Annotated in this window: 24 protein-coding genes, 1 pseudogene and 1 riboswitch; of the genes and pseudogenes, 17 read left to right on the top strand and 8 right to left on the bottom strand. The window is 49.2% G+C overall.

Going from position 1 to position 24,900, the window contains the following annotated elements; all coding sequences use genetic code 11:
* Positions 1–261: 261 nt before the first annotated feature.
* The 3 genes from DW949_RS05090 to DW949_RS05080 are packed head-to-tail and all read right to left on the bottom strand — an operon-like array spanning position 262 to position 2,012.
* Positions 262–492 carry a hypothetical protein gene (locus tag DW949_RS05090; RefSeq protein ID WP_118022164.1) on the bottom strand — a complete coding sequence of 77 codons (231 nt, stop codon included), beginning with the start codon at positions 490–492 and terminating at the stop codon, positions 262–264.
* Entirely contained in the window at positions 489–1,217 is a 729-nt protein-coding gene (locus DW949_RS05085; RefSeq protein ID WP_118022163.1) for a metallophosphoesterase, read from the bottom strand. Before DW949_RS05085 ends, DW949_RS05090 begins: the two co-directional genes overlap by 4 nt.
* A 3-nt stretch (positions 1,218–1,220) precedes the next feature.
* Positions 1,221–2,012, bottom strand: a complete 792-nt coding sequence (locus tag DW949_RS05080) for a DUF4931 domain-containing protein (RefSeq protein ID WP_118022162.1) — start codon at positions 2,010–2,012, stop codon at positions 1,221–1,223.
* A 160-nt stretch (positions 2,013–2,172) separates the two neighbouring features.
* Between DW949_RS05080 and mutY the strand changes: the two genes are divergently transcribed.
* From mutY to DW949_RS05065, 3 genes are read left to right on the top strand one after another with little or no spacing between them, the layout of a single operon-like run.
* The gene (gene mutY / locus DW949_RS05075; RefSeq protein WP_118022161.1) at positions 2,173–3,237 is read left to right on the top strand and encodes an A/G-specific adenine glycosylase; all 1,065 of its coding nucleotides are present in this window, start codon (positions 2,173–2,175) and stop codon (positions 3,235–3,237) included.
* Positions 3,238–4,497, top strand: coding sequence for a metallophosphoesterase (locus tag DW949_RS05070; RefSeq protein ID WP_118022160.1), 1,260 nt, complete (start codon positions 3,238–3,240; stop codon positions 4,495–4,497).
* Positions 4,498–4,501: 4 nt separating this feature from the next.
* A complete protein-coding gene (locus DW949_RS05065) occupies positions 4,502–5,398 on the top strand; it encodes a LysR family transcriptional regulator (RefSeq protein ID WP_158570640.1) in 897 nt (298 codons plus the stop codon).
* Between the two features lie 354 nt (positions 5,399–5,752).
* Here DW949_RS05065 and DW949_RS05060 read toward each other — a convergent pair whose 3' ends face one another.
* Together DW949_RS05060 and DW949_RS05055 are read right to left on the bottom strand one after the other, a co-directional pair.
* Positions 5,753–6,178, bottom strand: coding sequence for a NifB/NifX family molybdenum-iron cluster-binding protein (locus tag DW949_RS05060; RefSeq protein WP_118022158.1), 426 nt, complete (start codon positions 6,176–6,178; stop codon positions 5,753–5,755).
* Between the two features lie 105 nt (positions 6,179–6,283).
* The gene (locus DW949_RS05055; protein WP_118022157.1) at positions 6,284–7,468 is read right to left on the bottom strand and encodes a pyruvate kinase; all 1,185 of its coding nucleotides are present in this window, start codon (positions 7,466–7,468) and stop codon (positions 6,284–6,286) included.
* 151 nt (positions 7,469–7,619) lie between these two features.
* On the opposite strand from DW949_RS05055, the gene DW949_RS05050 reads away from it, so the two are divergent.
* From DW949_RS05050 to DW949_RS05040, 3 genes are all read left to right on the top strand, one after another.
* Positions 7,620–8,012 carry a hypothetical protein gene (locus DW949_RS05050; RefSeq protein ID WP_118022156.1) on the top strand — a complete coding sequence of 131 codons (393 nt, stop codon included), beginning with the start codon at positions 7,620–7,622 and terminating at the stop codon, positions 8,010–8,012.
* 88 nt (positions 8,013–8,100) lie between these two features.
* Positions 8,101–8,952 (top strand): polysaccharide deacetylase family protein, encoded by an 852-nt coding sequence (locus DW949_RS05045; RefSeq protein WP_118022155.1) that lies wholly within the window; start codon positions 8,101–8,103, stop codon positions 8,950–8,952.
* 77 nt (positions 8,953–9,029) lie between these two features.
* A complete protein-coding gene (locus tag DW949_RS05040) occupies positions 9,030–9,890 on the top strand; it encodes a peptidoglycan recognition family protein (RefSeq protein WP_118022154.1) in 861 nt (286 codons plus the stop codon).
* A 45-nt stretch (positions 9,891–9,935) separates the two neighbouring features.
* Here the strand turns inward: DW949_RS05040 and DW949_RS05035 are convergent, their stop codons facing one another.
* Together DW949_RS05035 and DW949_RS13940 are read right to left on the bottom strand one after the other, a co-directional pair.
* Complete coding sequence (locus DW949_RS05035) at positions 9,936–10,895, bottom strand: PLP-dependent aminotransferase family protein (protein WP_199595758.1); 960 nt, start codon at positions 10,893–10,895, stop codon at positions 9,936–9,938.
* Between the two features lie 49 nt (positions 10,896–10,944).
* A complete protein-coding gene (locus DW949_RS13940) occupies positions 10,945–11,178 on the bottom strand; it encodes a GntR family transcriptional regulator (RefSeq protein WP_199595756.1) in 234 nt (77 codons plus the stop codon).
* A 124-nt stretch (positions 11,179–11,302) separates the two neighbouring features.
* Between DW949_RS13940 and DW949_RS05030 the strand changes: the two are divergent.
* Positions 11,303–11,932, top strand: a pseudogene (locus DW949_RS05030) (pyridoxal 5'-phosphate synthase lyase subunit PdxS); the annotation flags it as partial.
* 245 nt (positions 11,933–12,177) lie between these two features.
* On the opposite strand, the gene DW949_RS05025 reads toward DW949_RS05030, so the two are convergent.
* A complete protein-coding gene (locus DW949_RS05025; protein WP_118022152.1) occupies positions 12,178–13,740 on the bottom strand; it encodes a nitrite/sulfite reductase in 1,563 nt (520 codons plus the stop codon).
* Between the two features lie 171 nt (positions 13,741–13,911).
* Here DW949_RS05025 and DW949_RS05020 point away from each other — a divergent pair, with 171 nt between their 5' ends.
* From DW949_RS05020 to DW949_RS04975, 10 genes are all read left to right on the top strand, one after another.
* On the top strand, positions 13,912–14,319 hold the full coding sequence (locus DW949_RS05020) for a sugar phosphate isomerase/epimerase (RefSeq protein ID WP_118022151.1): 408 nt from the start codon (positions 13,912–13,914) through the stop codon (positions 14,317–14,319).
* Positions 14,283–15,068 (top strand): ABC transporter ATP-binding protein, encoded by a 786-nt coding sequence (locus tag DW949_RS05015; RefSeq protein WP_199595754.1) that lies wholly within the window; start codon positions 14,283–14,285, stop codon positions 15,066–15,068. The genes DW949_RS05020 and DW949_RS05015 overlap by 37 nt, the downstream gene beginning before the upstream one ends.
* Positions 15,069–15,082: 14 nt before the next feature.
* The gene (locus DW949_RS05010) at positions 15,083–15,832 is read left to right on the top strand and encodes a phosphatase (RefSeq protein ID WP_118022149.1); all 750 of its coding nucleotides are present in this window, start codon (positions 15,083–15,085) and stop codon (positions 15,830–15,832) included.
* Positions 15,833–16,005: 173 nt separating this feature from the next.
* The gene (locus DW949_RS05005) at positions 16,006–17,634 is read left to right on the top strand and encodes an EamA family transporter (protein ID WP_118022148.1); all 1,629 of its coding nucleotides are present in this window, start codon (positions 16,006–16,008) and stop codon (positions 17,632–17,634) included.
* Between the two features lie 83 nt (positions 17,635–17,717).
* A riboswitch (SAM riboswitch) is annotated at positions 17,718–17,820 on the top strand.
* Between the two features lie 78 nt (positions 17,821–17,898).
* Entirely contained in the window at positions 17,899–19,089 is a 1,191-nt protein-coding gene (gene metK / locus DW949_RS05000; RefSeq protein WP_118022147.1) for a methionine adenosyltransferase, read from the top strand.
* A gap of 151 nt (positions 19,090–19,240) precedes the next feature.
* Positions 19,241–19,420, top strand: coding sequence for a 30S ribosomal protein S21 (rpsU, locus tag DW949_RS04995; protein WP_059077465.1), 180 nt, complete (start codon positions 19,241–19,243; stop codon positions 19,418–19,420).
* A gap of 25 nt (positions 19,421–19,445) precedes the next feature.
* A complete protein-coding gene (locus DW949_RS04990) occupies positions 19,446–19,898 on the top strand; it encodes a GatB/YqeY domain-containing protein (RefSeq protein ID WP_118022146.1) in 453 nt (150 codons plus the stop codon).
* A 154-nt stretch (positions 19,899–20,052) separates the two neighbouring features.
* Positions 20,053–21,954 (top strand): glutamine synthetase, encoded by a 1,902-nt coding sequence (locus tag DW949_RS04985; protein ID WP_118022145.1) that lies wholly within the window; start codon positions 20,053–20,055, stop codon positions 21,952–21,954.
* A gap of 302 nt (positions 21,955–22,256) precedes the next feature.
* Positions 22,257–23,774 (top strand): SPFH domain-containing protein, encoded by a 1,518-nt coding sequence (locus DW949_RS04980; RefSeq protein WP_118022144.1) that lies wholly within the window; start codon positions 22,257–22,259, stop codon positions 23,772–23,774.
* Between the two features lie 21 nt (positions 23,775–23,795).
* Complete coding sequence (locus DW949_RS04975) at positions 23,796–24,896, top strand: IBR domain-containing protein (RefSeq protein ID WP_118022143.1); 1,101 nt, start codon at positions 23,796–23,798, stop codon at positions 24,894–24,896.
* Positions 24,897–24,900: the final 4 nt, after the last annotated feature.

Below are 24,900 nucleotides of genomic sequence, written 5' to 3'. Positions count from 1 at the left end.
GATGACAGTTTTATTTTTTACTGTCTCTCATAGGGGGAGCATATCACAATGAACCGGACGGTGTGACATTCTGGTTCACCCTGAAGGCCTGCTGATCAAAAATGAAGGTGTCGCATTATGCATTTTGAACTGCCCCCAATCGCTAGACCAAAAATCTAACGATTGGGGGCAGTTCATTTGGGGCCTCTTTTGCAAAAAAAATGGGCTCAGATAACTGAGCCCGTTTTTTTCGATGAGGCTATTATACTGCATCCTCTATTGCTAAAACGATTTTTTCCCCAGCACGGGATGACTGCATGGCTTCAGTGTCAGATGACCGACGAGATAGCCTGCTTCCTCCAGGGGAATATCTTCCCGGGAACCATCGTGTTCGTATACGCAGAGGGGATGTTCCGTGCCGACTTCACCGCCGGGCAGGTATATGTATTCGTTGTTTTCCCTGTCACCGAAGATGAAACCGGCTAAGAGATGTTTCTGGGCAATCTGGCTCATGGCTGTTCTCCTTTGGCATCAAATGTAATTTCCAGCAGCTGGCAGTCCCGGTAATCGGCAGAAACAAGCTGTAGCAGCGTCCCGTTATACATGCGCGGGAACATGGTGTTGGGCTGCATGCCGTGGAGATGACCGAACACACAGAGAGGAACATGATATTTTTCCAGGAGCTCTGTAAAACCGCTGGGTTTGGTCAGATCGCAGACTGGCGGGTAGTGGAGCAGCAGGATGGTGTGCTGGCAATTCAGTGCTGCCGCTTCCTGCAGGCACCGTTCGACGCGGAGCAGTTCACGGCGGTAGGGTTTGGCGTCCTTTTCTTCATGATAGTGGATGTCGCCGGGGCAGACCCATCCATGAGTCCCGCAGACGGCAATGCGGCCTTCGTCGAGAGTGACTGTGCTTCCGTATAAATAGTGCATGCCTTTCCCTTCGTCAAGGCGGTTCAGTTTGCCAGCACTTTCCCACCAGTAATCGTGATTGCCGCGGATGATATATTTAGTGCCAGGCAGTTTCCGGATTTCATCGAGATCTTCCTGGGCTTCCTTCAGGTGCATGGCCCATGATGTGTCGCCGGCGATGAGGACGACGTCGTCTTCATGGACGCGGCTGAGCCAGTCTTCCCGGATCCGCTGCCAGTGATTGATCCAGCGGGGACCAAAGACTTCCATAGGCTTTTTTGGCGGATTGCCGGACAGATGTAAATCACCGATTGCAAATAAACGCATATATTATTTCCTTTCAGATAAAATGGTGCGGAGTTTTTCCATGACCCGCTGCTGGTGTTCTTTGTTGGCGACCTGGGCGATCATATAACCTACGTACAGCGGATTGGTCAGGAAACGGGGAACGATTTTGACGAAGAGCCGGCTGTCACCGGGGAAATCGTAGAAAAAAATATTATAGCTTTCGTTGCGCCACACAAAATCGTGAATGAAATAGTGGGCGACAAGCTGCATATACCGGACGAATTCCGGAAGTTTTTCCTTATTTCCGAGAATGAGGTTGACTTCATAGAAACCGATAATGGGACGGGTCGAGAGATTGATTTCGATGCCGTCCTCTTCGATGATGGGCGTCCCCTGCAGGTGATAGAGCTTGATATCGTCGTGATAATCGTAGTTTTCAAATCCGACTATCTGGGAATGGGGATGATGGATGGTACCGCCGGACATGTACCCGTGATTCCGGTAGAACACGACGGAGCGGAACCGTTTCAAATCTTTTACCTGCTGCCATTTTTCCAGTCCAAAAGCGATGAGCTGTGTGGCATAGTCCGGCGTATATTCACAGAATTCGCCATCGCAGTCGTCGCTTTCGATGATCAGCGTCTGCCACGAATCCCTGAGGACCGGATAGGCATTTTCCAGCCATATCATGTGTCCCCTCGTTTCCATAATATTTTTTAAATGGGCTACATCGCAGAACGGACAGTACGATGCGTCGCGATGCACCGTATCCGGTTTCGTCCTGCCCAGGTCCAGGTTGTATACCAGTGTATGTAATGACGGATTGTGTTCCATTATGACGGACTCCTTTACTAATACCTACCGTATATTGTAGCATAGAGATACGCTTTTTCAAATACGATATATGGCACCGGATGTGGTATAATAAAAAGCACCGGAATCAGATTTGAATTCCGGTATGATTTCTATAAAAAGACTGAGGTACGAACCGTTTATGACGATACGAAACGAAACAGTCCATGACTGGCCGCAACTGCTGCTCGGCTGGTTCCGGACACACCGCCGCGATCTGCCCTGGCGCACGACGCCGCGGGATCCGTATAAAGTATGGGTTTCAGAAATTATGCTGCAGCAGACAAAGGTAGAAGCCGTCCGGCCTTATTATGAAAACTGGCTGGATCATTTTCCCACGGTGGCGGCTCTGGCCGGTGCATCACAGGAAGACGTACTGCGCCAATGGCAGGGACTGGGGTATTATTCACGGGCACGCAACCTCCATCAGGCCGTCTGCGAAGTGCAGTCCCGGTATGGAGGGAAGGTACCGGATACAGAAAAGGATATGCTGTCCCTCAAAGGCGTCGGTGCTTATACGGCCGGGGCCGTCCTGAGCATTGCCTATGGCCGGCCCGTTCCGGCTGTCGATGGCAACGTGCTCCGCATTTTTTCCCGTCTGTATTTGATAGAAGATAATATCTTATCGGCAAAAGTAAAAAAAGAAGTTACCCATCTCGTACAGGAAGTCATTCCCCACGATGCCCCCGGTGATTTCAATGAAGCTCTTATGGATCTGGGGGCAGGGGTCTGCATTCCCCGCAGTCCGCGCTGTCAGGAATGCCCCGTCATTTCCTGCTGCCAGGCTCATGAAAAAGGACGGGAAAAGGAGCTTCCGGTCCGACTTGTCAAAAAGGAGAAGCCTGTCGTAGATGTGACTGTACTGGTCGTTTCCGACGGTCGTTCCTGGCTCATCCATCGCCGTCCGGAAAAGGGCCTGCTGGCTTCTATGTGGGAGTTTCCCAGTGCAGAGGGAAAAGGCAGGGCCGGACTGGATGCCGTCAGGGCCCGGTTGAAAGAAGCCGGAATCCGTACGGGTGACGTCACCGGGCCTGCTGGTACGCTGCGCCATGTATTTTCCCACAAAATCTGGCAGATGACAGTGTATACTGCCCCTTATACAGAGGGGACGTTAGATGATAAGGAGGATTGGCAGTGGCTGCCGCAAGTTGATTACACGCGCGTTCCCTGGGCCGGGCCACATGGGAAAATTACTGCCATAGTATAGATGAAAGGTCTTTTCTTTATTAATTTCATGGTCATCCTGTCCTGTTTTTCCGTGGCCTCAGGTATACTGTACAACTATGTCGTACAAGGCGGGCGGGGAAAGAAACTGGCATTGCTCCTTTCAGGCTGCTGTGCTCTGGGAGCGGGGGAATTGTATCTGTACAGCCGCACCTTTCCCGATGGGGCAGGGAGCATCGGGCTGACCGTGCTTCACACAGGGGCACTGGTGTCCGTAAGCTGGTTCCTTGCATTCCTCCTGGCATTTCCCGTCCTGCTGATACTGGCGGCCGGTGTCTTTTTGTATCGTCTGAAATGGCGTGTCCGGCCAGCCATACCGGCAGCCGGTGGGGCCGCTGAGCTTCACCGGGGACCGTCTATGAGCCGCCGCACGTTTTTGAAGGGAATGGCTGCCGCCGTTCCTGTCACAGCGGCGGCGACGAGCGGCCTGGGAGATGTCATTGGTGAAAGTTATCTGGCCGTGACGAAACTGCCTCTGTCGTTTCCTCATCTGCCAGACTATCTGGAAGGGTACCGCATCGGCCAGATTTCCGATACTCATATAGGACTGTTTTTCAGCCCTGAGGACTTGAAAACGGCCATGGAGCGGCTGGCAGAGGAAAAGGTAAACCGCCTTGAAATCACCGGCGATCTTATCGATGAGCTGAGCCGGCTGCCCCAATGCCGTCAGGTCCTTGCAGATGGAGCAGCACTGTTTCCCGATGGCATCGATTTCTGTTACGGCAATCATGAATATTACCGGGGGCTGGCAGATATTACGGACATGCTGGAAACGACGCCGGTGCGTATTGTACGCAACAGCCATTTCTGCGCCAGTCCCGGCCGGGGCCAGAATCTGTCAGGTCGATCCGGCCGTGATGACAGGCCATTTTACATTGCCGGTACCGATTTCAGCTTTGCTCCCAGTGGCCATCTCCACGACGAGCAGCGGCGGGAATATACGCAGCAGGCTCTCGATGGCATCCCGGAAGATGCTTTTACGATTCTTCTGGCTCATAATTCGGCGTTCATCGATGAAGGCTTTGCTCACCGTATACCTCTTACGATGTGCGGGCACACTCATGGCGCCCAGTTTGCGCCTATCGGTCCCCTGGTGCAGGCCGTAGGGTTCAAGTATCTCCGCGGCCTGTTCAAAAAAGACGGCTCCTATGGCTATGTCAATCGCGGCACCGGTCACTGGCTGCCTTTCCGCGTTCTGTGTTCCCGGGAAGTTACGGTGTACGAATTACAGAAAAAACGGTGATCATATGAATATAGAAAAATATAAAGTTTTCCTTACAGCGGCCCGCAAGGGAAGTTTTATCCAGGCTGCGCGGGAACTGGGGTATACGCCGTCGGCCGTGACCCAGATGATGAACTCCCTGGAGAATGAATGCGGGTTCAGCCTTCTCCAGCGGAGCAATAAAGGCGTCGTACTGACCAAAGAAGGCCATGCCATCCTGCCCTATGCCAGACAGCTCGTTGAAGTAGAGGAGAGGCTGGAAGAACAGTGTGAAAATATCAAGGGCATTCATCTCGGCCGCCTGCGCATTGCCGGTTTCACCAGTACGGCCTGTGCTATCATCCTGCCCGTAGTCGAACGCTTCCAGGAACGGTACCCTAATATCGACGTAGACATACTGGAAGAAAACAGCCCGAAAGCACTGGCTGAATGGGTGCGCAGCGGTGTCGCCGATATTACGATTACGACGAAGCAGCCCGATTATGAAAATGAATGGATTCTCCTCAATGTCAATCCTTATGTGGCAGTCCTGTCCAAAGAGAATCCCCTGGCCCGGAAAGATTGTATCACTGCAGAAGAAATGCAGATTTCCCAGGTACTCATGTTCCGTTCCCGTCACGGTCTGGAATCGAACGTAGCCGAGTATATGAAAAAATATCAGTTGCAGCCCCTTTCAACGTTTACGTCCAACTGCAATTATGTCATGCTGAAAAAATTGGAACAGACGAGTTGTGTCAGCCTGCTGCCGGTCTATATGTGGGATTTTTATGCTCCCATGCATCCGGGACTCACTGCACGTCCTATTTCGCCGCCTCTGAGCTGTGATATCATTCTGACGGTAGCTTCCTTTGGCGAATGTTCCGTCCCGGCACGGGCATTTATCGAATGTACGAAAGAGTTTGTCAAAGACAGTCTCACCTGAGTCAGTAACTATTCCATAGGAAAAAGGGGCTGCAGCAAAGTGGAACAGAAAGATTCACCTTGCTGCAGCCCCTTTTTCAGGGAGCCTTACTATAATGTTGATGTCCTGCTGAAATCAGTATACAAGAATCCTAAAAGGGACATGTAATGAGATTTTTGTATCCAGCTGCAGCCAGCGCAGGAACGGACAAAAGCAGTGCTGCAGAACACGAGTTCTTTTGTTGTTTTCATTATAGACAAGAAACTGAGAAAAGGGAAAACAGTAATTCTGTTAACGTAGTAAGAAAATGTTAAAAACAGCCTCATAGCGGATAAAATAATACAATTCCGCTGTGAGGCTGCCTGTTCCGGCTGATTACGTATGATTGCACCTATGATCATGGCCGGCGTGGTGCTGGCCACCATCAGGATTTCCGTCTCCATGGTGATGATGGTGGCCTCCTGGACAGGTGGCATCGGGATTATACTGCAGCCGGTCTTCCAGAAATGCCTGGACGGCTTCATCGCAGGAGCCCTGTACGCCGCAGTAGAAAGGAAGTCCTGCCTGCTGCAGGGCTTTTCGTGCTCCCGGCCCCATATTGCCACAGAGGAGAACATTTGCTCCGTGATCTTTAAGCCACTGGGCCAGTGGTTCGTGGCCGACGCCATTGGTGGAGATAATTTCGCTGCTGGTTACGGCTTTATTTTCCACCGTATAAAATTTAAATGCTTCCGTCCGCCCAAAATGCTGGAATACGCTACCGTTGTCATAAGTAACGGCGATAATGCCTTGTGTTGTCATATCCATTCCTCCTTAAACTGATATCGAGACTATTTCTTTCTTCAGTTATAGAGTATACACTATATAACGACATATGTCAATTAATAAAATGGCAAAAGTCAATAATTACAGGTCGAATTCTTTTAGCGTATCCTCTGCAATATGGAGTGTACGCAGCTGGGGCGCTTTTTTATACTGATGACCTTCCATACGTTTTACGATATCGGCCAGACTGGAAACGGCTTTGACGATATACGGTCCTTTATTGAGCATGACACATTCGGCCCGTTCGCTCATGGCGGCATCGGTGATTTCTGCCCGTGAGGGTATGCCGGTCTTGACGAGGTTTTCCAGAACCTGCGTTGCCCAGATGACGGGAACGTGGGCGGCTTCACAAATCCAGAGTATTTCTTCCTGGAGTTCTGCCAGACGGTGATATCCTGCTTCGACGGCCAGATCTCCCCGGGCAATCATGACACCGAAGGGATTCCTGGAGGCTGCCTGGACGATAATTTCCGGCAGATTGTGTACACTGTCTCTGGTTTCTATTTTCGCGATGATTGCCATGTTCCGGGCTTTGTTTCCCAGCTGTTTCTGCAGTTCATCCTGTAAAAGGAGGATATCGGCGCGGTTGCGGACGAAGGAATACCCGATGGCATCGGCATGATGGATGATGAAATCGAGATCGGTCAGGTCCTTTTTTGTAAGGGGCGTAATGTCCAGCGGTGTTTTAGGGAAATTAAGGCTCCGCTTATTTTTCAGGCGGAATCCTTTGGCTTTTGTCGAAACGACGCGCAGGTACGCTCCCTGAGGTGTCAGTCTGGTGACGACACAATTCAGCTTGCCATCATCGATGACGACGGGGTCGCCTTCCTGAAGATGGTCGAATACCTGGGGGATACTGCAGGTGATGATGACATTTCCTGTATAATCAGAAGGATAATCGGAAATTTTCCCCCGGGCGAGGAAAAAGAAATCGTCTGTATAGACCCGGTCGTCATCTCCGGGGACGAGTACCTGGGAAATCCGGACTTTCGGGCCGGCCAGATCCATGTAAATCTTGCAACGTTTCTTTGTTTCCTTTTCTGCCTTATGGATATGACGCAGCATAGCCTGCCACATATCCTGCGTATCGTGGGCGCAATTGATGCGTGCCATGTCCATGCCGGCTTCCAGGAGACTGCGGACCAGTCTGTAGTCTGTGGCTGCTTCCGGCGGCATGGTTACCATGATATTGGTGTACGATGCATCGGGGTGGCTGCCGAAAATCAGATTGGAATTGTGGGCCAGAATACATGTGTATGCAATCATAGTATACCACTGTTGCGGGAAAAGAAAGTATTTTTACGGTAATTTTACAATAAACGGAATCATTTTACGTACCAGGTGGTCACGATGTACAGAGATTAAAAAGTAATTATATGATATAATAAATACACTTCACGCAAAGGAGACAATAGTCATGATAGTATATGTCAACAATGAAGAACGGGAACTCCACGTCTACGACCGCAGCAGCGGTGTTGATTATGCCAAAAGCGTCATATGTTCCCAGGAACGGCTCGATACGGGGATGATGGGCGAATTTATCCTCTCTGAACAGGAATACGACAATTGGAAGGAAATCCTCCAAATTGTGCAGGAATCGGAAGATATCCGTTACGCTTTAAAAGACATAGCAGATCCTGATGAATTAAAGGAATATATTTTTGAGGATACGCAGTATCTCGTTAACGTACGGGAAACGGCCGAAACAGAACGGGTCTGCCTGAAAGAGCTGCAGCAGGCTCTGGAACGGAAGGATAAAGTCTGGCTCCGGAAAAACGGGTTTATCAAAACAATAGAGCATATTTAGTACGAAAAAATCCTTGTCAGTGCACTCATGTTGTGATATCCTTAAAAAGATATAAATTTACTTAGAGTCAGGACAAGGGAGTTTTAATGTGAAAAAATTTTTTTCCTGGTTTTTAGGTATTATTTTTACAGTCATCGTTCTTGTAGCCGGTATTTTTGCATATTGGTATTTTGGATCGACAAATTACCATCTGACGGGTGTTCCCGTCCTCAATTATCATCAGGTCAATAACCGCTATGAGACATGTCTCACTATGAAACCTGAAAACTTTGAAGCCCAGATGAAATATCTGCACGACAACGATTATCATTCCATCACCCAGGCGCAGTTTGATGCCTATATGCGCGGAGAAGGCTCGTTGCCGGACCGTCCCGTACTGATTACCTTTGATGATGGATATGTCGATAATTACGAATTTGCCTATCCCATCATGAAGAAGTACGGATTCCGCGGCACTATATTCCTCATTATGAATCTCATGGACAAACCGGGGTACCTGACCTGGGATATGGTCAAAGAAATGAGTAATGACGGGATGGAATTCGGATCCCATACGATCAGCCATAAACCGCTGACGAGTTTCGACCGCAGCGGCGTGCGCAAAGAATTACAGGAATCGAAAGCTATGATTGAAGCCCGGACCGGCAAGGTCTGTAATTTCATTGCGTTCCCGGAAGGAAAGTTCAACGAAATGATCATGGAAGAAACGAAGAATGCCGGATATGATTACGGATTTACTGTGGAAACGGGCCGTGATTTCCCCTGGGACGATCATTATGATCTCGACCGGGTGCCGTTCTTTGAAGGTCCTGTCAGTTTCAAACATTTCCGTTTCCGCCTGACCTTTAGTGCTTTCAGTGCCCTGTTGTGGAAGACCCACGCATATTTGAATAATATGGAAATGACAAAGCCATTGGCCGAACATATTCCTCAGCCGTGAGAAATATGGCCTGGCAATGACAGCTGCCCCAGGAGAATAATTTCCTGGGGCAGTCGCTTTTGGAGGAGGTAAGAGACATGAAATCCTATATAAAGTTAGCTGCTGTACTGAGTGTCATACTGGCTGTTTCCGTATTCAGCCTGCCATCAGCCAGAGCCAGTGAAACGGCTGTGGCCGTGCAGGCTCCGGACCAGACTGCTATACAGACCATATCACCGGAAAAGAAGATGAAAAAGGAAAAAAAGAAAACGATACAGAAGCAAACGAAAAAAAACGTGCAGACAGAACCGGCCAGCACGGAAAAAGGCGATGTCCGTCAGACAGGACAAGCATCAAGTGATGAAGGCCTCGCTGTATACGACCCGGCCAAAGATGCTGCCCCGGCGGAAGGACTGGCCATTGAGGAAACGAATTTCCACTTCAGGGAACCGCTCCTGGTCCGTCCCAAGACAGATATGATTGTTATTCATCATGTAGGGATTCCTGACGGTGATACATCAGCTGCCGCTATTCATCGGGCACACCTGGCCAATGGCTGGGCTGGCATCGGCTATCATTATGTCATCCGTAAAAACGGCGTCATCGAACGGGGCCGCCCCCTGGCCGTCGTGGGAGCTCATGCCTACGGGGAAAATTATCATACAGTCGGCATAAATGTGACCGGGAATTTTGAAAAAGAAGTCCCGACCGATGCCCAGATGAAATCCCTGACGGAACTGGTAACGGCTCTGTGCCGTATCTATCATATCGATCCCGGACCAGCGACCATTGTCGGTCATCGCGATGTCAACAGCACGGACTGCCCGGGAAAAAACCTCTACCGGCTCCTGCCACAGCTCCGCGATGATGTGGAACTCAATCTCTATACCGAAAAGCTGAAAGGGACCCATCTGCTGAAACTAAAAAAATACGAAACACAAAACCGTAGCCCTATGTAACAGAACCGGCCCAGTTCACATACAGCCCTGCCTATACCGGAAGTATCACGACTCAGAAAGAACAGCCTGACAGAGTCGTTCGATGGCTTCCGGTATTTTTTTGCTTTCCAGGCTGGAATAATTTATCAGATATGTATGGGACGCATCCGGATGTGGTTCATGATAATACCCAGATAGGGCGGCAAGGTGCAGTCCCTGTTTCTGAAAACGTTCCTTCAAGCAAATGTCGTCAAGGGAGGTATGAAAGCGCAACAGAAAATGCAGGCCGGCACATTGTTCGATAATATCAGCTTTCCCGGCGAGGGCGCTCTTTTTCAAGGTATGAATGAGCAGATCCCGCTTTTTCCGGTAATACGTCCGCATGCGGTTCAAATGTTTTTCAAAATAACCATCATTGATGAACCGGGCTAGTGTATACTGTTCAAAGTTTGATACGGTGCAGGAAAGAAATCCCAGAGATTCCTGGAAAGGCTGGACCAGTTCGGGAGGCAGGACCATATAACTGATGCGTATAGTTGGCGTCAGCGTCTTGGAAAAGGTATTCATATAGATGACTTTACCGCCTGCGTCGATGCTGAACAGAGTCGGGACCGGTTTGCCTGTAAATCGGAATTCACTGTCATAATCATCTTCGATGATATACCGTCCCTCTGTTTCATTGGCCCAGCCCAGAAGCTCATAGCGGCGGGCGATAGGCATAACTCTCCCTATTGGGAAATGGTGAGATGGACTGATATGGGCAATCGATGCATGAAGTTGTCGCAGTGCGTCCATTGAAATTCCTCCATCATCGAGAGGGGCATAGCGGCATGTCATGCCATTGCTTTCATAAATGCGTCGTACCTTGGCGTAACCCGGATCTTCCAGACAAATAATGTGCCGTGTTCCCAAAAGGCGTACAATCAGGCTGTAGAGATATTCAGTTCCGGCTCCGATGACTATCTGTGATGGGGATGCATACATGCCGCGGAATCGTTGCAGATGGCCAGATACAGCCTGACGCAAGGTCAGACATCCTCTGGCAGGGACGGGCTTCATGAGACGGGACGTAATATCAGCTACATAATATCCCCGTTTGGGACGGGAATATATATCCTTCTGTCAGTAACTGGCTATAAGCATTTTCTACAGTGACAGTACTGATTCCCAGATGAATGGCAAAGGTACGTTTCGATGGTAGACGTTCGCCAGGCCGTAGTTTACCACATTGGATATCTTCCCGAAGACAGCGATATAAATGTTCGTAGAGAAATTCTGACCTTATATTTTCAAAAGAATAGGTAATCATAACAGACATCTCATCCAATCTGACCTTATAAAATATATAATTATTGAACCTTTTAATAAGGTCAATTTAGATTATACTAATACCCGTAAGAAATATCAAGATATATCATGTGGAGGAGATAATAATGACCAGAGAATCAAACGAACGTTATGAATTGAACAAACAGTTGGCACAAATGCTGAAAGGTGGCGTCATTATGGATGTTACAACGCCTGAACAGGCTAAAATTGCTGAAGAAGCCGGTGCCTGTGCTGTCATGGCGCTGGAACGGATCCCGGCTGATATACAGGCTGCCGGCGGTGTATCCCGAATGAGCGATCCGCATATGATTAAAGGAATTCAGGATGCCGTTTCTATTCCTGTTATGGCAAAATGCCGCATCGGCCATTTTGTAGAAGCCCAGATTCTGGAAGCTATTGAAATTGATTACATCGACGAAAGTGAAGTTTTGTCGCCAGCAGATAATATATATCATATCGATAAAACTAAATTTAATGTACCCTTCGTCTGCGGTGCCCGCAATCTCGGTGAAGCTTTGCGCCGCATAGAGGAAGGGGCCTCCATGATCCGCACAAAAGGTGAACCGGGTACAGGCGATGTCGTGCAGGCAGTCAGCCATATGCGGCTCATCAATTCAGAAATCGCGGCCCTTACGGCTAAACGGGATGATGAACTGTATGAAGCCGCCAAATTGTTGCACGTACCTTATGATTTAGTTAAATACGTTCACGATGAAGGCAGACTGCCTGTCGTCAAAAATCAACTGGCATTGTCATTCCATCCCGAAGTCGGGCAGGATACACGTATACATGAATTTTTTCTTGACAGGGTCTGTCAGAGAAAAGTACAGTGACTGTTCTGTCAAAGAAAATTCAGGATAAACAAAACAGAGACTGCAGTAAAATGTGATATGCTCCCCCTATGAAAGACAGTAAAAAATAAAACTGTCATTATAGGGGGAGCATATCAAAGGCATTTTGCTGCAGCCTCGTTCGTTATTTACTCGAATTGCTCTATCAGGTTCTGAAATACACTGGTATGAGAAGGATACCAGTCAGTAAAAGGCTGGGAATCGGCGAGGAGACGGTCATTTAATGCCAGGAAGAACGCCGGCAGATTTTTTGCTGTTATGGTTCCGATCCGGGTACCCATGACGCTGTGACCGATGGCATAACTGCCGCCGGCATATATATCGAAGGCTTCTTCCATCGTATTTTCAGTCTTTTTACTGGATCCACGCAGTCCCAGTATAGCCAGCTGTTGAACTGTGCAATTGGAGGGACAGCCGGAAAAATGGCATTTCGGCAGAAGCGTCGTGTCTTTGCCGCTGTCCCGGAGCACGGTGGCGATATGGATGAAAGTACCATGGGAGTCGCGCAGTCCTTGTTGGCAGACTGTTGCGCCGATGCAGCTGACTGACTGCTCGAAGGCTGTCCTGGCTGTGTCATCTGCTGTTATATCTGCTATGGTCCGGGCTTCCTGGGCCGTCAGATTAATGATGTACGCCGTTTCATCGGCATTAAGCCGGATTTCTACACCCTCCATGGCAGAAAGTGATGTAAGCAGACGGGAGAATACGGTCATGTCCGGAGTACCGCCCAGAGGTTTGTATGTAACATAATACAGGCCGGGCTGTTTTTGTTTTCCAATACGCGGGTCAGACAAAATCCGGTCATCGGCACGGCCTTTGATTACCGGATGGGGCCGTTCAATAGTCAGTTTATAATCTCCCTCAGACCGGACGTGCCGGACGGCCTCCTGCACGGCATTACGGAATGCATCTTCTCCCATGGCTTCCAGAATGAAACGGGAACGATTGCGGCCGCGATGCTCATAATCGCCGTATTTCATATAAATATCACGTGCATAGGCGAAAATATAGTAAGAAATATCGAGGGGATCGACGCAGCTGTCGATGAGGATGCCAAAGCGGGAGCCATTGACACCAAATCCGCCGCCGGCATAGACGTCAAACGTGTGGTCCTTGCGGGCTACGAATCCCAGATCTTTGAACGTTGCATGTCCTTCATTGTCGAGGCCGTTTGAAAAGCTGATTTTAAATTTGCGGGGAAGGTTCAGCTTGGGCATGAGATTGATGACGAAGTGGGAAGCTGCTTCTATATAGGGTGTCATGTCGAAATATTCACCTTCTTCGACACCATGAAGCGGGCTGGCCGTTATATTACGCGGATTATCGCTACCAGCGCCATAACAGTATATGCCGGCATCAAAGCATTCCTGATACAAAGACAGAAGCGCATGTTCGGACAAATGGTGAATCTGCAGGGCTTCACCTGTCGTAAAGTGGACCAGGGCCGGTTGATAGCGTTCAATAATATCGTGTAAAAAGATGACATGTTCTTTTTTTATAGCACCGCCGGAGAAGCGCAGACGCAGCATAGAACTCTGTCCGCCCCGTTCACCGTAACTGCCGAATTTGCCAGAGGTGCTTTTGTATTTTGCTGGTGGCAGCTCCTTGGCATAAAAGGCATGGCAGGCCTTTTGAAAAAGAGGGAAACGGCTCCGCAGTTCTGATTTTGTTTCCTGGGAAATCTGGGTCATGGGAAGGCTCCTTTCGGAAAAAGAAAGTATAGTAACGAACTTAGTATAACAGAATACCTGACATGTGGCAAAAAAGACTTTGTTTTTTTACAAAGATGCCACAGGATATATAAAAGAAATTTACAAAAGTATAGCAGAATAGTAGTGTTCGTACAGAAGAGGAGGGGTTATATGAAACGTCTTTTTCTCTCTTCCAAGCTGATGTGGAGCGCACCTCTGCAGGATATGGCACAGGTCGTTCAGGATAATCAGCTGGCAGGGATAGAAGTATGGGCACAACATTTTTTTTATCATCAGTACGACAAGGCTGCCTATAGAGAATATGCAAGCAAATTCCAGATAGAGACCTTTGTACACAGTTGCAGCTGGGATCTGAATCTGGCTTCGCTCAATGAAGAAATACGACAGGCTTCTGTCCAGGAATTCGTAGCATCTCTCCGTCTGGCAAAGGAACTGGGGGCTGCTGAAGTGACGGTCCATCCCGGTCATATGACCATGCCGTTCCATCGGTCATGGTTCCTATTGAAAACAGGGACCTTGGCATGGTATTCCAGTCTTTTGCCCTGTGGCCTCATATGACTGTGCAGGAACATGTTGAATTTCCTCTGAAGAGCCGGAAAAAAGCAGACTGGCCGGCTGCAAAAAAGGAAGCCGCTGTCTCACAGGCCATTCATGATATGGGGCTCGATGCACTGGCAGACCGCTATCCCGGGAAACTTTCCGGAGGGCAGCGGCAGCGCGTATCCCTGGCCCGGGCCATCGTCAGCAAGCCGTCCATCCTGCTCATGGATGAACCGCTGAGCGCTCTCGATGCAGAACTCAAAATCAACATGCGCAAAGAATTTCAGGATATACACCGCCGCACCGGTGCCATCATCATATACGTCACCCATGATCAGAGTGAAGCCCTGGCTATGGCCGACCGTATCCTGGTCATGCGCCATGGTGATATCGAACAGCTGGGAACGCCGGAAGAAATCTATACTCATCCGGAAAATGAATTCGTCGCTACTTTCGTCAGCAAATGCAATCTTCTCCATGGAACCTGGCAGGGAAACGATTTCTATGTAGCCGGTCATCCTCTCGTATATCGCGATACCGGCGTGGCCGGCACGCTGAAAGAAAAGGGCCTTTATCCGGTCCGGCCGGAACAGTTCCACATTACCCATGACGGGCCGGGCCTTGAAGCGACTATAACGAACCGGCAGTTCCACGGCAGGGAAATACACTATGCCGTTATCTGCGGAAAGGAACAATTCCGCGTCTTTGCCCGGGCAGGAGAAGTATTTGCTCCCGGCGAATCCGTACGGCTCGTATTTACGGCATGAAAAGAGGAAAGAACATGAATTTTTTATTTGATCTGCATACCCATACGCTGGCAAGTGGCCACGCTTATGGTTCTTTTACGGATTATATTGCTGCGGCACGGAAACGGGGCCTCTGGGGACTGGGAGTATCGGAACATTCCAGCTCCATGCCTGGCGCGCCGCAGCCTATCTTTTTTAGCAATTTCAAAGTCATCCCTGACATCATAGACGGGCTGCACATCTTTACGGGGATGGAACTCAATATCATAGATTATGAAGGCCATGTCGATATGGAAGAACGCATATTGCAGAAAGTCGATTACGTCATTGCCAGCCTTCATAAAGACTGCATCCAGTCCGGATCGGTAGAGGAGAACACTTCGGCTCTCGTTCATGCCATGAAGAATCCCTATGTCAAAATACTGGGTCATCCTGACGATGACCGTTTTCCTGTCGATTATGAAAAACTCGTAGAGGCTGCTTCTCATGAGCACATCGCCATGGAAATCAATAACAGTTCGGCATCGCCACGCAATGGGCGCATCGGTACAGAAAAAAACATTCCTACGCTGCTCAAATACTGCCAGCAGTACCAGGTTCCTGTCATTGCCGGCAGTGACGCCCATATCTGGCTCGACGTAGGAAATCTTACGCGTTCTGAAACCTTTTTGCAGGATGCCCGTTTCCCCGCATCACTTGTTCTGAATACGACAAAAGAGGGATTATTATACGTCCTCAACGATACACCGAGACGGGAACGATTCGCTGCCAGTCTGTCTGAATAGACGGTGTACCGTGCCCCAGATTGTATGAGAAACCAAAAGAATGAGATGGAAAAGTGTACCACCTTTTTTTATTGCAACACCGGCTGTGCAGGTATATAATGAGACTTGTTTTGGTGTGTTTTGATTCATAGTTTCATTTAAAAGCAGCAGTGTATGCATGAGGAGGCTTTTCTATGTCATCTAAATTAGGCACAATCTGTATTGTGTTGACAGCGATTGCCTTCGGGACAATGGAAATTTCATTGAAAATCGCGGGTACTGCGTTTACCCCCTTTCAATTGACATTTCTCCGTTTTCTCGTCGGAGGTCTGTTGTTGATGCCCCTGGCACTCCGGGATATGAAGAAACGCAGTATCCGCCTGAGCCGTTCCGATATCGGTTATCTGGCAGTACTGGGGCTGATCAATATCTGTTTCAGTATGATTTTATTCCAGATTGGGGTTAATATGGCCAATGCCGGTCTTGCGGCTATCGTCTTTTCCAGTAATCCTGTTTTCGTCATGATTTTCTCGTATTTTATCATCCATGAAGCCTTTACCCGCAAGAAAGCTATTACCCTGGTCCTGAGTATCGTCGGCCTGATTATTGTCGCCAACCCGGTAGCCATTATCGAAAGCGGCAACTTTGGCCTTCTCGTTTCGGCAGCCGCAGCCGTTTCCTTTGCCCTCTATACGACGCTGGGGAAGCTGCGGATTGACAAACTGGGCGGCAATGTGGAAAACGCCTTCAGCTTCCTTCTGGGATGCGTGTTTTTGTTCTTCATTCTCATAGTACATGGTGATCCCATTCTGGGGGGAATCAATTCCCGTACCATCTGGCCTCTCATTTATTGCTCTCTCGTTGTTACCGGCTTCGGGTACCTGTGCTTTATGAAGGCCATTGAACTGACCGGCCCTTCCAATGCGTCCTTTGCCTTCTTCATCAAACCGGTCATCGCGCTGATTTTGTCGGCAATCATCCTGTCGGAACCGATTACATTCAATGCCGTCATCGGTCTGGTCCTCATCCTTCTGGGATGTACTATGGCGGGGCCGATTGAACATCTCTTGTTCCGCCATCATGCTGTCGGCGAAATCGAAGGACGGCAGAACCATCCGGCCTGGATCCGGGAAGATGCGGAATGCCCGCTGGTTATCACCATTTCCAGGGAATTTGGCAGTGGCGGACGCAATATAGGCAAACTCGTGGCCCGCAAGCTGGGCGTGCCGTACTATGACACGGCTATTCTCAACATGACGCGGAAAGAACATCCCCAGACATTTGAAGCCTGGCGTAAGGAAAAAGACAATCACCTCAGCCCGCTTCTTGCCAAAGTCTATGATGATTACGTCCATTATTCGACAGGATATGAATCGAAACGGCAGGAAATGTTTAATGACGAATCCGATGTCATCCGTGAACTGACAAACGGCAAATCCTGTGTCATCGTTGGCCGGCTGGCCAATTATATCCTGCGCAAGCGCCCGAATACGTTTAATGTATTTATTTCTTCTGACCCTGACTGGGCCGTACAGCGCATCATGCTGCGTGAACACGTCGATGCTGATACGGCCATGAAAATCCGCAACCGGGTCAATAAAGAACGGCGGGATCACTGCATGTATTGCACCGATTCGTACTGGGGTTATGGGGCCAATTATGATATGAGCCTCAAATCCAGTGACTACGGTGTCGTAAAGACGGCAGATCTCATTCTGGCGGCAGCCCGGCACAGACTCACCATTTCCAAAGATGAGCTCAATCCAGTTGGAAAAGATAACGCCCAAAGAGAAGAAAAGGCAGCGGTTGTTCCGGAATCCTGATGGGGCAGTGCAAAAATTCTTTTGAAAAAGACTTGCATTATGCTGCTATATCGGGTATACTATTCTACGTCAAATAAAATATAGTTCCATCAAGAGACGGCGGAGGGACTGGCCCTGTGATGCCGCAGCAACCTTCATCTATTGAAAGGTGCTAAATCCAACAGTGTATATACTGGCAGATGGGTATACGTAGCCCCCTCTTGTCAGAGGGGGCTTTTTTTACATACGTACCAATGGAACTAACAAATTAAGGAGGATATACAAATGGCTAAAAACCGCGAATTCTTTACATCTGAATCCGTCACCGAAGGTCATCCCGATAAAATGGCTGACCAGATTTCCGACAGCATCCTTGATGCCATCCTGGCAAAAGACAAGAATGCCCGCGTTGCCTGCGAAACACTGGTAACGACTGGCATGGTACATGTCGTAGGTGAAATTTCTACTACCTGCTATGTCGATATTCCTCATATCGTCCGCGAAACAATCCGTGAAATCGGCTACACACGGGCTAAATATGGCTTCGACTGCGATACATGCGGCATCCTCGTTTCCCTTGACGAACAGTCTTCAGATATCGCCATGGGCGTTGATGAAGCACTGGAAGCCAAAGAAGGACAGAAGGATAAATTTGATATGATCGGTGCTGGTGACCAGGGCATGATGTTCGGTTATGCTACCAACGAAACCGACGATTATATGCCCCTGCCTATTTCCCTGGCACACCGTCTGGCACGCCGTCTGGCCAAAGTCCGCAAAGATGGCACCTTGTCCTATCTCCGCCCCGATGGCAAGACACAGGTTACGGTTGAATACGAAGATGGTAAACCGGTCCGTATCGATACGATTGTCATTTCGGCGCAGCACAGCCCCGATGTAACGCGGAATCAGATTGAAAAAGATCTTCTTGAATACGTCATCAAACCGGAACTGCCAGAAGGCCTTTTTGATGACAAAACAAAATTATATATCAATCCGACGGGCCGTTTCGTCATCGGCGGTCCCCAGGGCGATTCGGGCCTCACGGGACGGAAAATCATCGTCGATACCTATGGTGGCATGGCCCGTCATGGCGGTGGCTGCTTCTCCGGCAAGGATCCCACAAAGGTAGACCGTTCGGCAGCGTATGCAGCCCGTTATGTAGCCAAGAACATTGTAGCTGCAGGTCTGGCTGATAAAGTCGAAATACAGCTGGCCTATGCCATTGGCGTTGCCCGCCCTGTTTCTATCCATGTAGAAACATTTGGCACCGGCAAGGTCGATAATGACGTCATCGTCAGCCTGATCAACAAGCACTTTGACCTGCGTCCGGCCGGCATCATCGAAATGCTCGACCTGCAGCGCCCAATTTACAAACAGACCGCTGCCTATGGTCACTTTGGCCGCAATGATCTGGATTTTCCCTGGGAAAAGACCGATAAAGCCGACGTGCTCCGTAAAGAAGCCGGGTTATAAGTGGCAATCATCGTTGATGACTGCCTGAGGAAAGTGTATGACTTCACTTTCTACAGTACTTTACGGATTGACAAATATGCTCTTTTTGAGTATAATTTCAATGTGTGCAGTAAAGCACTCCCTAACATACATTTGGAGGGAGGGATATAGAATGGCAGAAATCAAAGTTGGTAAAAATGAATCCTTAGACAGCGCACTGCGCCGTTTCAAGCGTTCTTGCCAAAAAGCAGGTGTTCTTTCCGAAGTACGGAAACGTGAACACTATGAAAAACCGAGCGTACGGAGAAAGAAAAAATCTGAAGCAGCACGGAAACGGAAGTATAGAGCATAATCGCAAGGAATAGAAAGGTGATATCATGTCTCTGAAAGAAGAACTGCTTCAAGATATGAAGACGGCAATGAAAGCCAAAGAAGCTGGTAAAACAGCTCTTTCCGTCATCCGCATGGTCCGTAATTCCATCAGGAACACGGAAATCAATGGCAAGTGCGAACTGGATGATGCTGGCGTAGCCGCTGTCATTGCCAAAGAAATGAAACAGCGCAAAGAATCGCTGGCTGAGTTTGAAAAAGCTGGCCGCAGCGACCTGGCAGACCAGACAAAGGCTGAAATGGCCGTTCTGGAAAAGTACATGCCAAAACAGCTGACGGAAGATGAAGTTGCGCAGATTGTCCGCGACGCCATTGCCGGGCAGGATGTATCGTCTCTTAAAATGGGCGATGTCATGAAGCTCGTCATGCCGAAAGTCAAGGGCAGAGCCGACGGAAAGCTGGTTTCCCAGACCGTCAGAAAAATCTTACAAAGCAAGTAGTGAATTTATCATAAATCGCTTGACAAATCCGCTGATTGATTGTAATATTTAACCATGATTTAGACAACAAAATAAGTCATGAATCAAGTCAAAGAAGACTTCAAACCAAATTTTGGGGAGAAGTCTTTTTTTATTTGTTAAGGAGGAATTGGGTATGGTAAAAGAAGATTTAGTTTATGTCATTCCTGCAGGTCAGTATGGTAAAGAAGGGGTATTGGCCCTGCTCGAACAGCATCCGGAAATCAAATTTGTATCGCTCGTCGGCGTCGATCTGGCTGGCAATGATACAGATGAAAAGATTCCTATTTCTACGTTCTTTGATGACTATGATGATTTCTTCAATGCAACGGCCTTCCAGACAGATGGTTCTTCCGTCGTCCTGCCGGGCATTGCAACGCTTTCCAACGCCCGTGTCGATATCAAAGCCGATCCCGGTGTAAACTGGTTTGTTGATTATAACGATGGCAACATCGACTATGCAACGGGCAAGCCGGTAGGTACCCTGCGTATTCCCAGCTTCCTGCGCCATGCGACGGGCTATATTGATTCCCGTTCTATTCTCCGCAACACGCTGAATTATGTAAACGACGAACTCCTGGCAGTCATCAAAAAATACGGTATCAAAGGCCTGACAATTAATACCGACGATATTGAAAAAATCGTATTTACGACGGCAACGGAACTGGAATTCTGGGTCAAGACCCCGAGCCAGGAAGTAGCTACCCGCAGCCTTTCCGTTACCCAGAAATTGCAGGAATCGTACTGGCAGCGTACTCACGGCGTAGTCCGTACGGCTCTGGAACAGGCTGTCGAACGTCTCCGTCTCTATGGTCTTGAACCGGAAATGGGTCATAAAGAAGTCGGCGGCATCAAAGCCCAGATTGATGATTCCGGTAATCTGATCTACGTTCTCGAACAGCTGGAAATCGACTGGAAATACACAGGCGATCCGGTACAGACGGCTGATAATGAAATCCAGGCCCGTGTCATCGTACGTGAAGTATTCCGTGAAAACGGCCTCGAAGTTACCTTCCAGGCTAAACCAATCCAGGGCGTTGCCGGCAGTGGCGAACATACTCATATCGGCATTGGCGCTATCATGAAGAATGGCAAATTCGTCAACCTCTACAACCCTGATGATATGTCCCAGGAATTCCTTTCCTCCCTCGGCTATGGCGCTATCATGGGTATCCTGAAACATTACGAAGTCATTAATCCGTTCGTTTCTTCGACAAACGATGCTCTCAATCGTCTGAAACCGGGCTTCGAAGCTCCTGTCTGCATCGTAACGGCTCTTGGTGGCGAAACACCGGCTGTACAGTCCCGTAACCGTTCGGTCCTCATCGGCCTGATCCGCAACACGATGAAACCGGCTGCTACCCGTTTCGAATTGCGTGCACCGAATGCTTTCACCAATACATACATTGCCATTTCTCTGTTATATATTGCAGCTCTCGATGGCATCAAATATGCCCTGTCCAGTGGTAAGACACCGGCTGAATTATGTGCCGAACTTTCGAAGAAACCGGGCGATGACGCTGATTACCTCGAAAAAGACCGCGCATACCGCAGCGAAGTCGATGTATTCGAAGCCTTTACCGATGAAGAACGGGCTGACATGTTCGGCAAGGCTCCGAAGACGGTCTGGGAAAACTTCAAGGCTCTCGACGAATATCCGGAAAAACTGGCAGAAATTACTAAAGGTGCCTTTGAAAAACGCTTCGTAGAATCGTTCAAACTGGGGGCTCTCACCCGTTGGGCTCTGGAACTCCAGTATCGTATTATTCCTGATAACCTGGAAAAAGTCATTGCCTGCAAACAGCTCCATACAGAAGCCGATTCCAATCCGCTGGAAGTTGAACGTTGGAAGACCATCAACACGCTCCGGACGGAACTGGGCCGTGATACAGAAAAGAACCTGTCTATCTTTTCCAAGATTAAAAAAGCCCTGGCTGTCAAAGATTATGACACAGCTTCCGACCTGATGGTCGTCATGAACGACAAGATGGATGAATTGCTGAACCTGTACTATGAATACAGTCACAATGCATTCTAAGTATTTCCCTGAATGATAATTTTGCAGTAGATTAATTGGAACTGCCCCATATGGTTAATGCCATCATGGGGCAGTTTTTTTCAGCAACGCCGGTCATAGTTGCTTTTTACAGAACAGCTATTCTGAAAATACATACAGACGCAAAAATATAGCTTATACATTCGCAAGGAGTATCGATAACCTGTATTAAAGTACAGGTTATTTTTTTTTGGAATTTAGTATCCTATAAGTAGATAAAAAAACGAACTGTATGTAATTACGAAAAAGTTTGTAAAGAATCCATGTATAAAGGAGGTCATACTATGGGTTTGATTAAAGCAGCAATGGGTGCAGCAGGCGGTGTCCTGGCCGACCAGTGGAAAGAGTTTTTCTATTGTGACAGTATGCCCCCGGACGTTCTCATGATGAAAGGGCAAAAACGGATCAGTTCCCACGGCCGCAGTTCCAATACGGGCGGGGAAGACAATATCATTTCCAATGGCTCGAAGATTGCCGTTAACAACGGCCAGTGCATGATGATTGTCGAATCAGGCAAGGTCGTAGATCTCTGCAATGAACCGGGCGAATATATTTACGACCAATCTACGGAGCCATCCATTTTTACAGGTGAACTCAGGCAGGGCCTTAAAGACATGTGGGGTCAGATGAAAGAACGGTTTACATTTGGCGGCGATACCGGCAAGGACCAGCGGGTCTATTACTTCAACATGAAAGAGCTCATCGGCAACAAGTACGGCACGCCACAGGAAGTCCCGTTCAAGATGAAAGACCCCGATACGGGCCAGATCCTCTTGATCCGCCTGCGCTGTTTCGGTGAATACAGCTATCACATCGTCGACCCGGTCCTGTTCTATACTAACGTGGCGAGCAACGTCGCCGACCGCTATGAACGCAACCAGATTGACAGTCAGCTGAAGTCAGAGCTTCTCAATGCATTACAGCCGGCCTTCGCCAAACTCAGTGCCCAGCGCATCGACTACGTGGAACTGCCGGGGCGGACCTTTGAAATCGCCGACGCCCTGAATGAAGTCCTGTCCAAACGCTGGCGGGAACTGCGCGGTCTGGAAATAGTATTTTTTGGTATCAACAGCATCAAGGCCAATGAAGAAGATGAAGCGAAGATTCAGAAAGTTCAGATGAGCAAGACCCTGTCGGACCCGTCGCTGGCCATGGGTGCTATGGCCGATTCCACCAGTGACTCCCTGCGCATGGCGGCCCAGAATGAAGGCGGTGGCGGTGCGGCTTTTGGCTTCATGAACATGAATATGGCCGGCAATGCCGGTGCCGGCATGTATCAGCAGATGGCCCAGCAGCAAGAAATGATGAAGCGGCAGCAACTACTGATGGACCAGAAGCAGTTGGAAGCAGAAATGGCCCGAGTGAAGGCGGAAGCAGAACGGGTAGTGGCTGCGCAGGCAGGCGGAGCGACGGCGGCCGGTACGGCAGACGGCTGGACCTGCCCGCAATGCGGCACGGCTAACCAGGGCAAGTTCTGCTTGAACTGCGGCACGAAGAAACCGGAACCTAAGCCGGCAGATACATGGGACTGTGACTGCGGCCAGACGGGCAATACGGGGAAATTCTGTATGAACTGCGGCAAAGCCAGACCCGAAAGGAAAGGGCCGGAAGCGGGATGGACCTGCCCCCAGTGCGGGGCCGTCAATCAGGGCAAGTTCTGCATGGAATGTGGAACGAAAAAACCGGCCGATGCCCCACTTTTCAAGTGCGATAAATGTGGCTGGCAGCCACCTGATCCCCATCATCCTCCAAAATTCTGCCCTCAGTGCGGCGATCCCTTTGATGATAACGATAAACAATAGCCAATGAAATGAGGTGAGACTATGGCTAATACCTCTGTGGGCTATACATGCCCCAATTGTGGAGGCCCTCTGGAATTTTCTCCTGGTACAGCCAAGGTAACCTGTCCGTATTGCGATACGGAATTCGAAGTTGCCAAAATCGAAGAACTTTTTGCCAAACAGGAAAAGATGGCGGCAGAAGCCCAGGCAGCAAAGGAAGCTAAATGGGATACGGCAAATACCGGCAGTGAATGGGGCGAAGACGAAGCAGCCCAGATGCAGACCTTCACTTGTTCCTCCTGTGGCGCTGAGCTGGTCAGCGATGGCAATACGATGGCGACGGAATGTTGCTACTGCGGCAACCCGACCATGATCCCCAGCCGTTTTTCGGGGATGCTCAAGCCGGATTTCGTCATTCCTTTTACAAAGACAAAAGAAGACGCTGTGTCGGCATTGAACGCTTTTTATAAGGGAAAACGTCTCCTGCCCAAAGCCTTTACGGCAGACAACCGCGTCGAAGCCATCCAGCCCATGTACGTACCGTTCTGGCTCTTTGATTCAGCAGTGACGGCTTCGGCTGAATTCAAGGTCGAAACCGACACGGTCTATGAAACGAAAGACGAACGCATCACCGAAACCAGCGTCTATCGTTGTGACCGCAAAGGGACCATGCGCTTTCAGCGTATCCCCGTTGATGGCAGCCAAAAGATGGATGACACGTATATGGAAAGCATCGAGCCTTACGATTATGATGGCATGATGGCTTTCAGCAGTGTCTATTTGACGGGATGCCTTGCCGATAAATACGATGTTGATGCCGAAGCAGCTGTACCCCGGGCAGACGAACGGGTCCGCCAGAGCGCCATCGGTGTACTCGAAGATACCGTCGAAGGTTATGACCGGGTAGAACTCAAAGAAGATGTCATCAGCAAAGACGAAGGAGCTGTGTCCTACGCCATGGCGCCGGTATGGATCCTGACGACGCGTTACCAGAATCAGCCCTATACCTTCATGATGAATGGCCAGACCGGCAAGATGATCGGCAGCCTGCCCTATGACAAGCAGAAAGCTAATCTGTACTGGGCCGGCAGCTCTCTGATCCTGACAGTGGTTTTTTATTTCATTGCCAAGTTGTTCGTATAAGGAG

It is taken from the genome of Megasphaera sp. AM44-1BH, assembly GCF_003467125.1.
In the GTDB taxonomy this organism is placed as follows: domain Bacteria; phylum Bacillota; class Negativicutes; order Veillonellales; family Megasphaeraceae; genus Megasphaera.
Note: the sequence above shows the minus strand (reverse complement) of the source record. Positions and strands in the feature narration are given on the sequence as shown.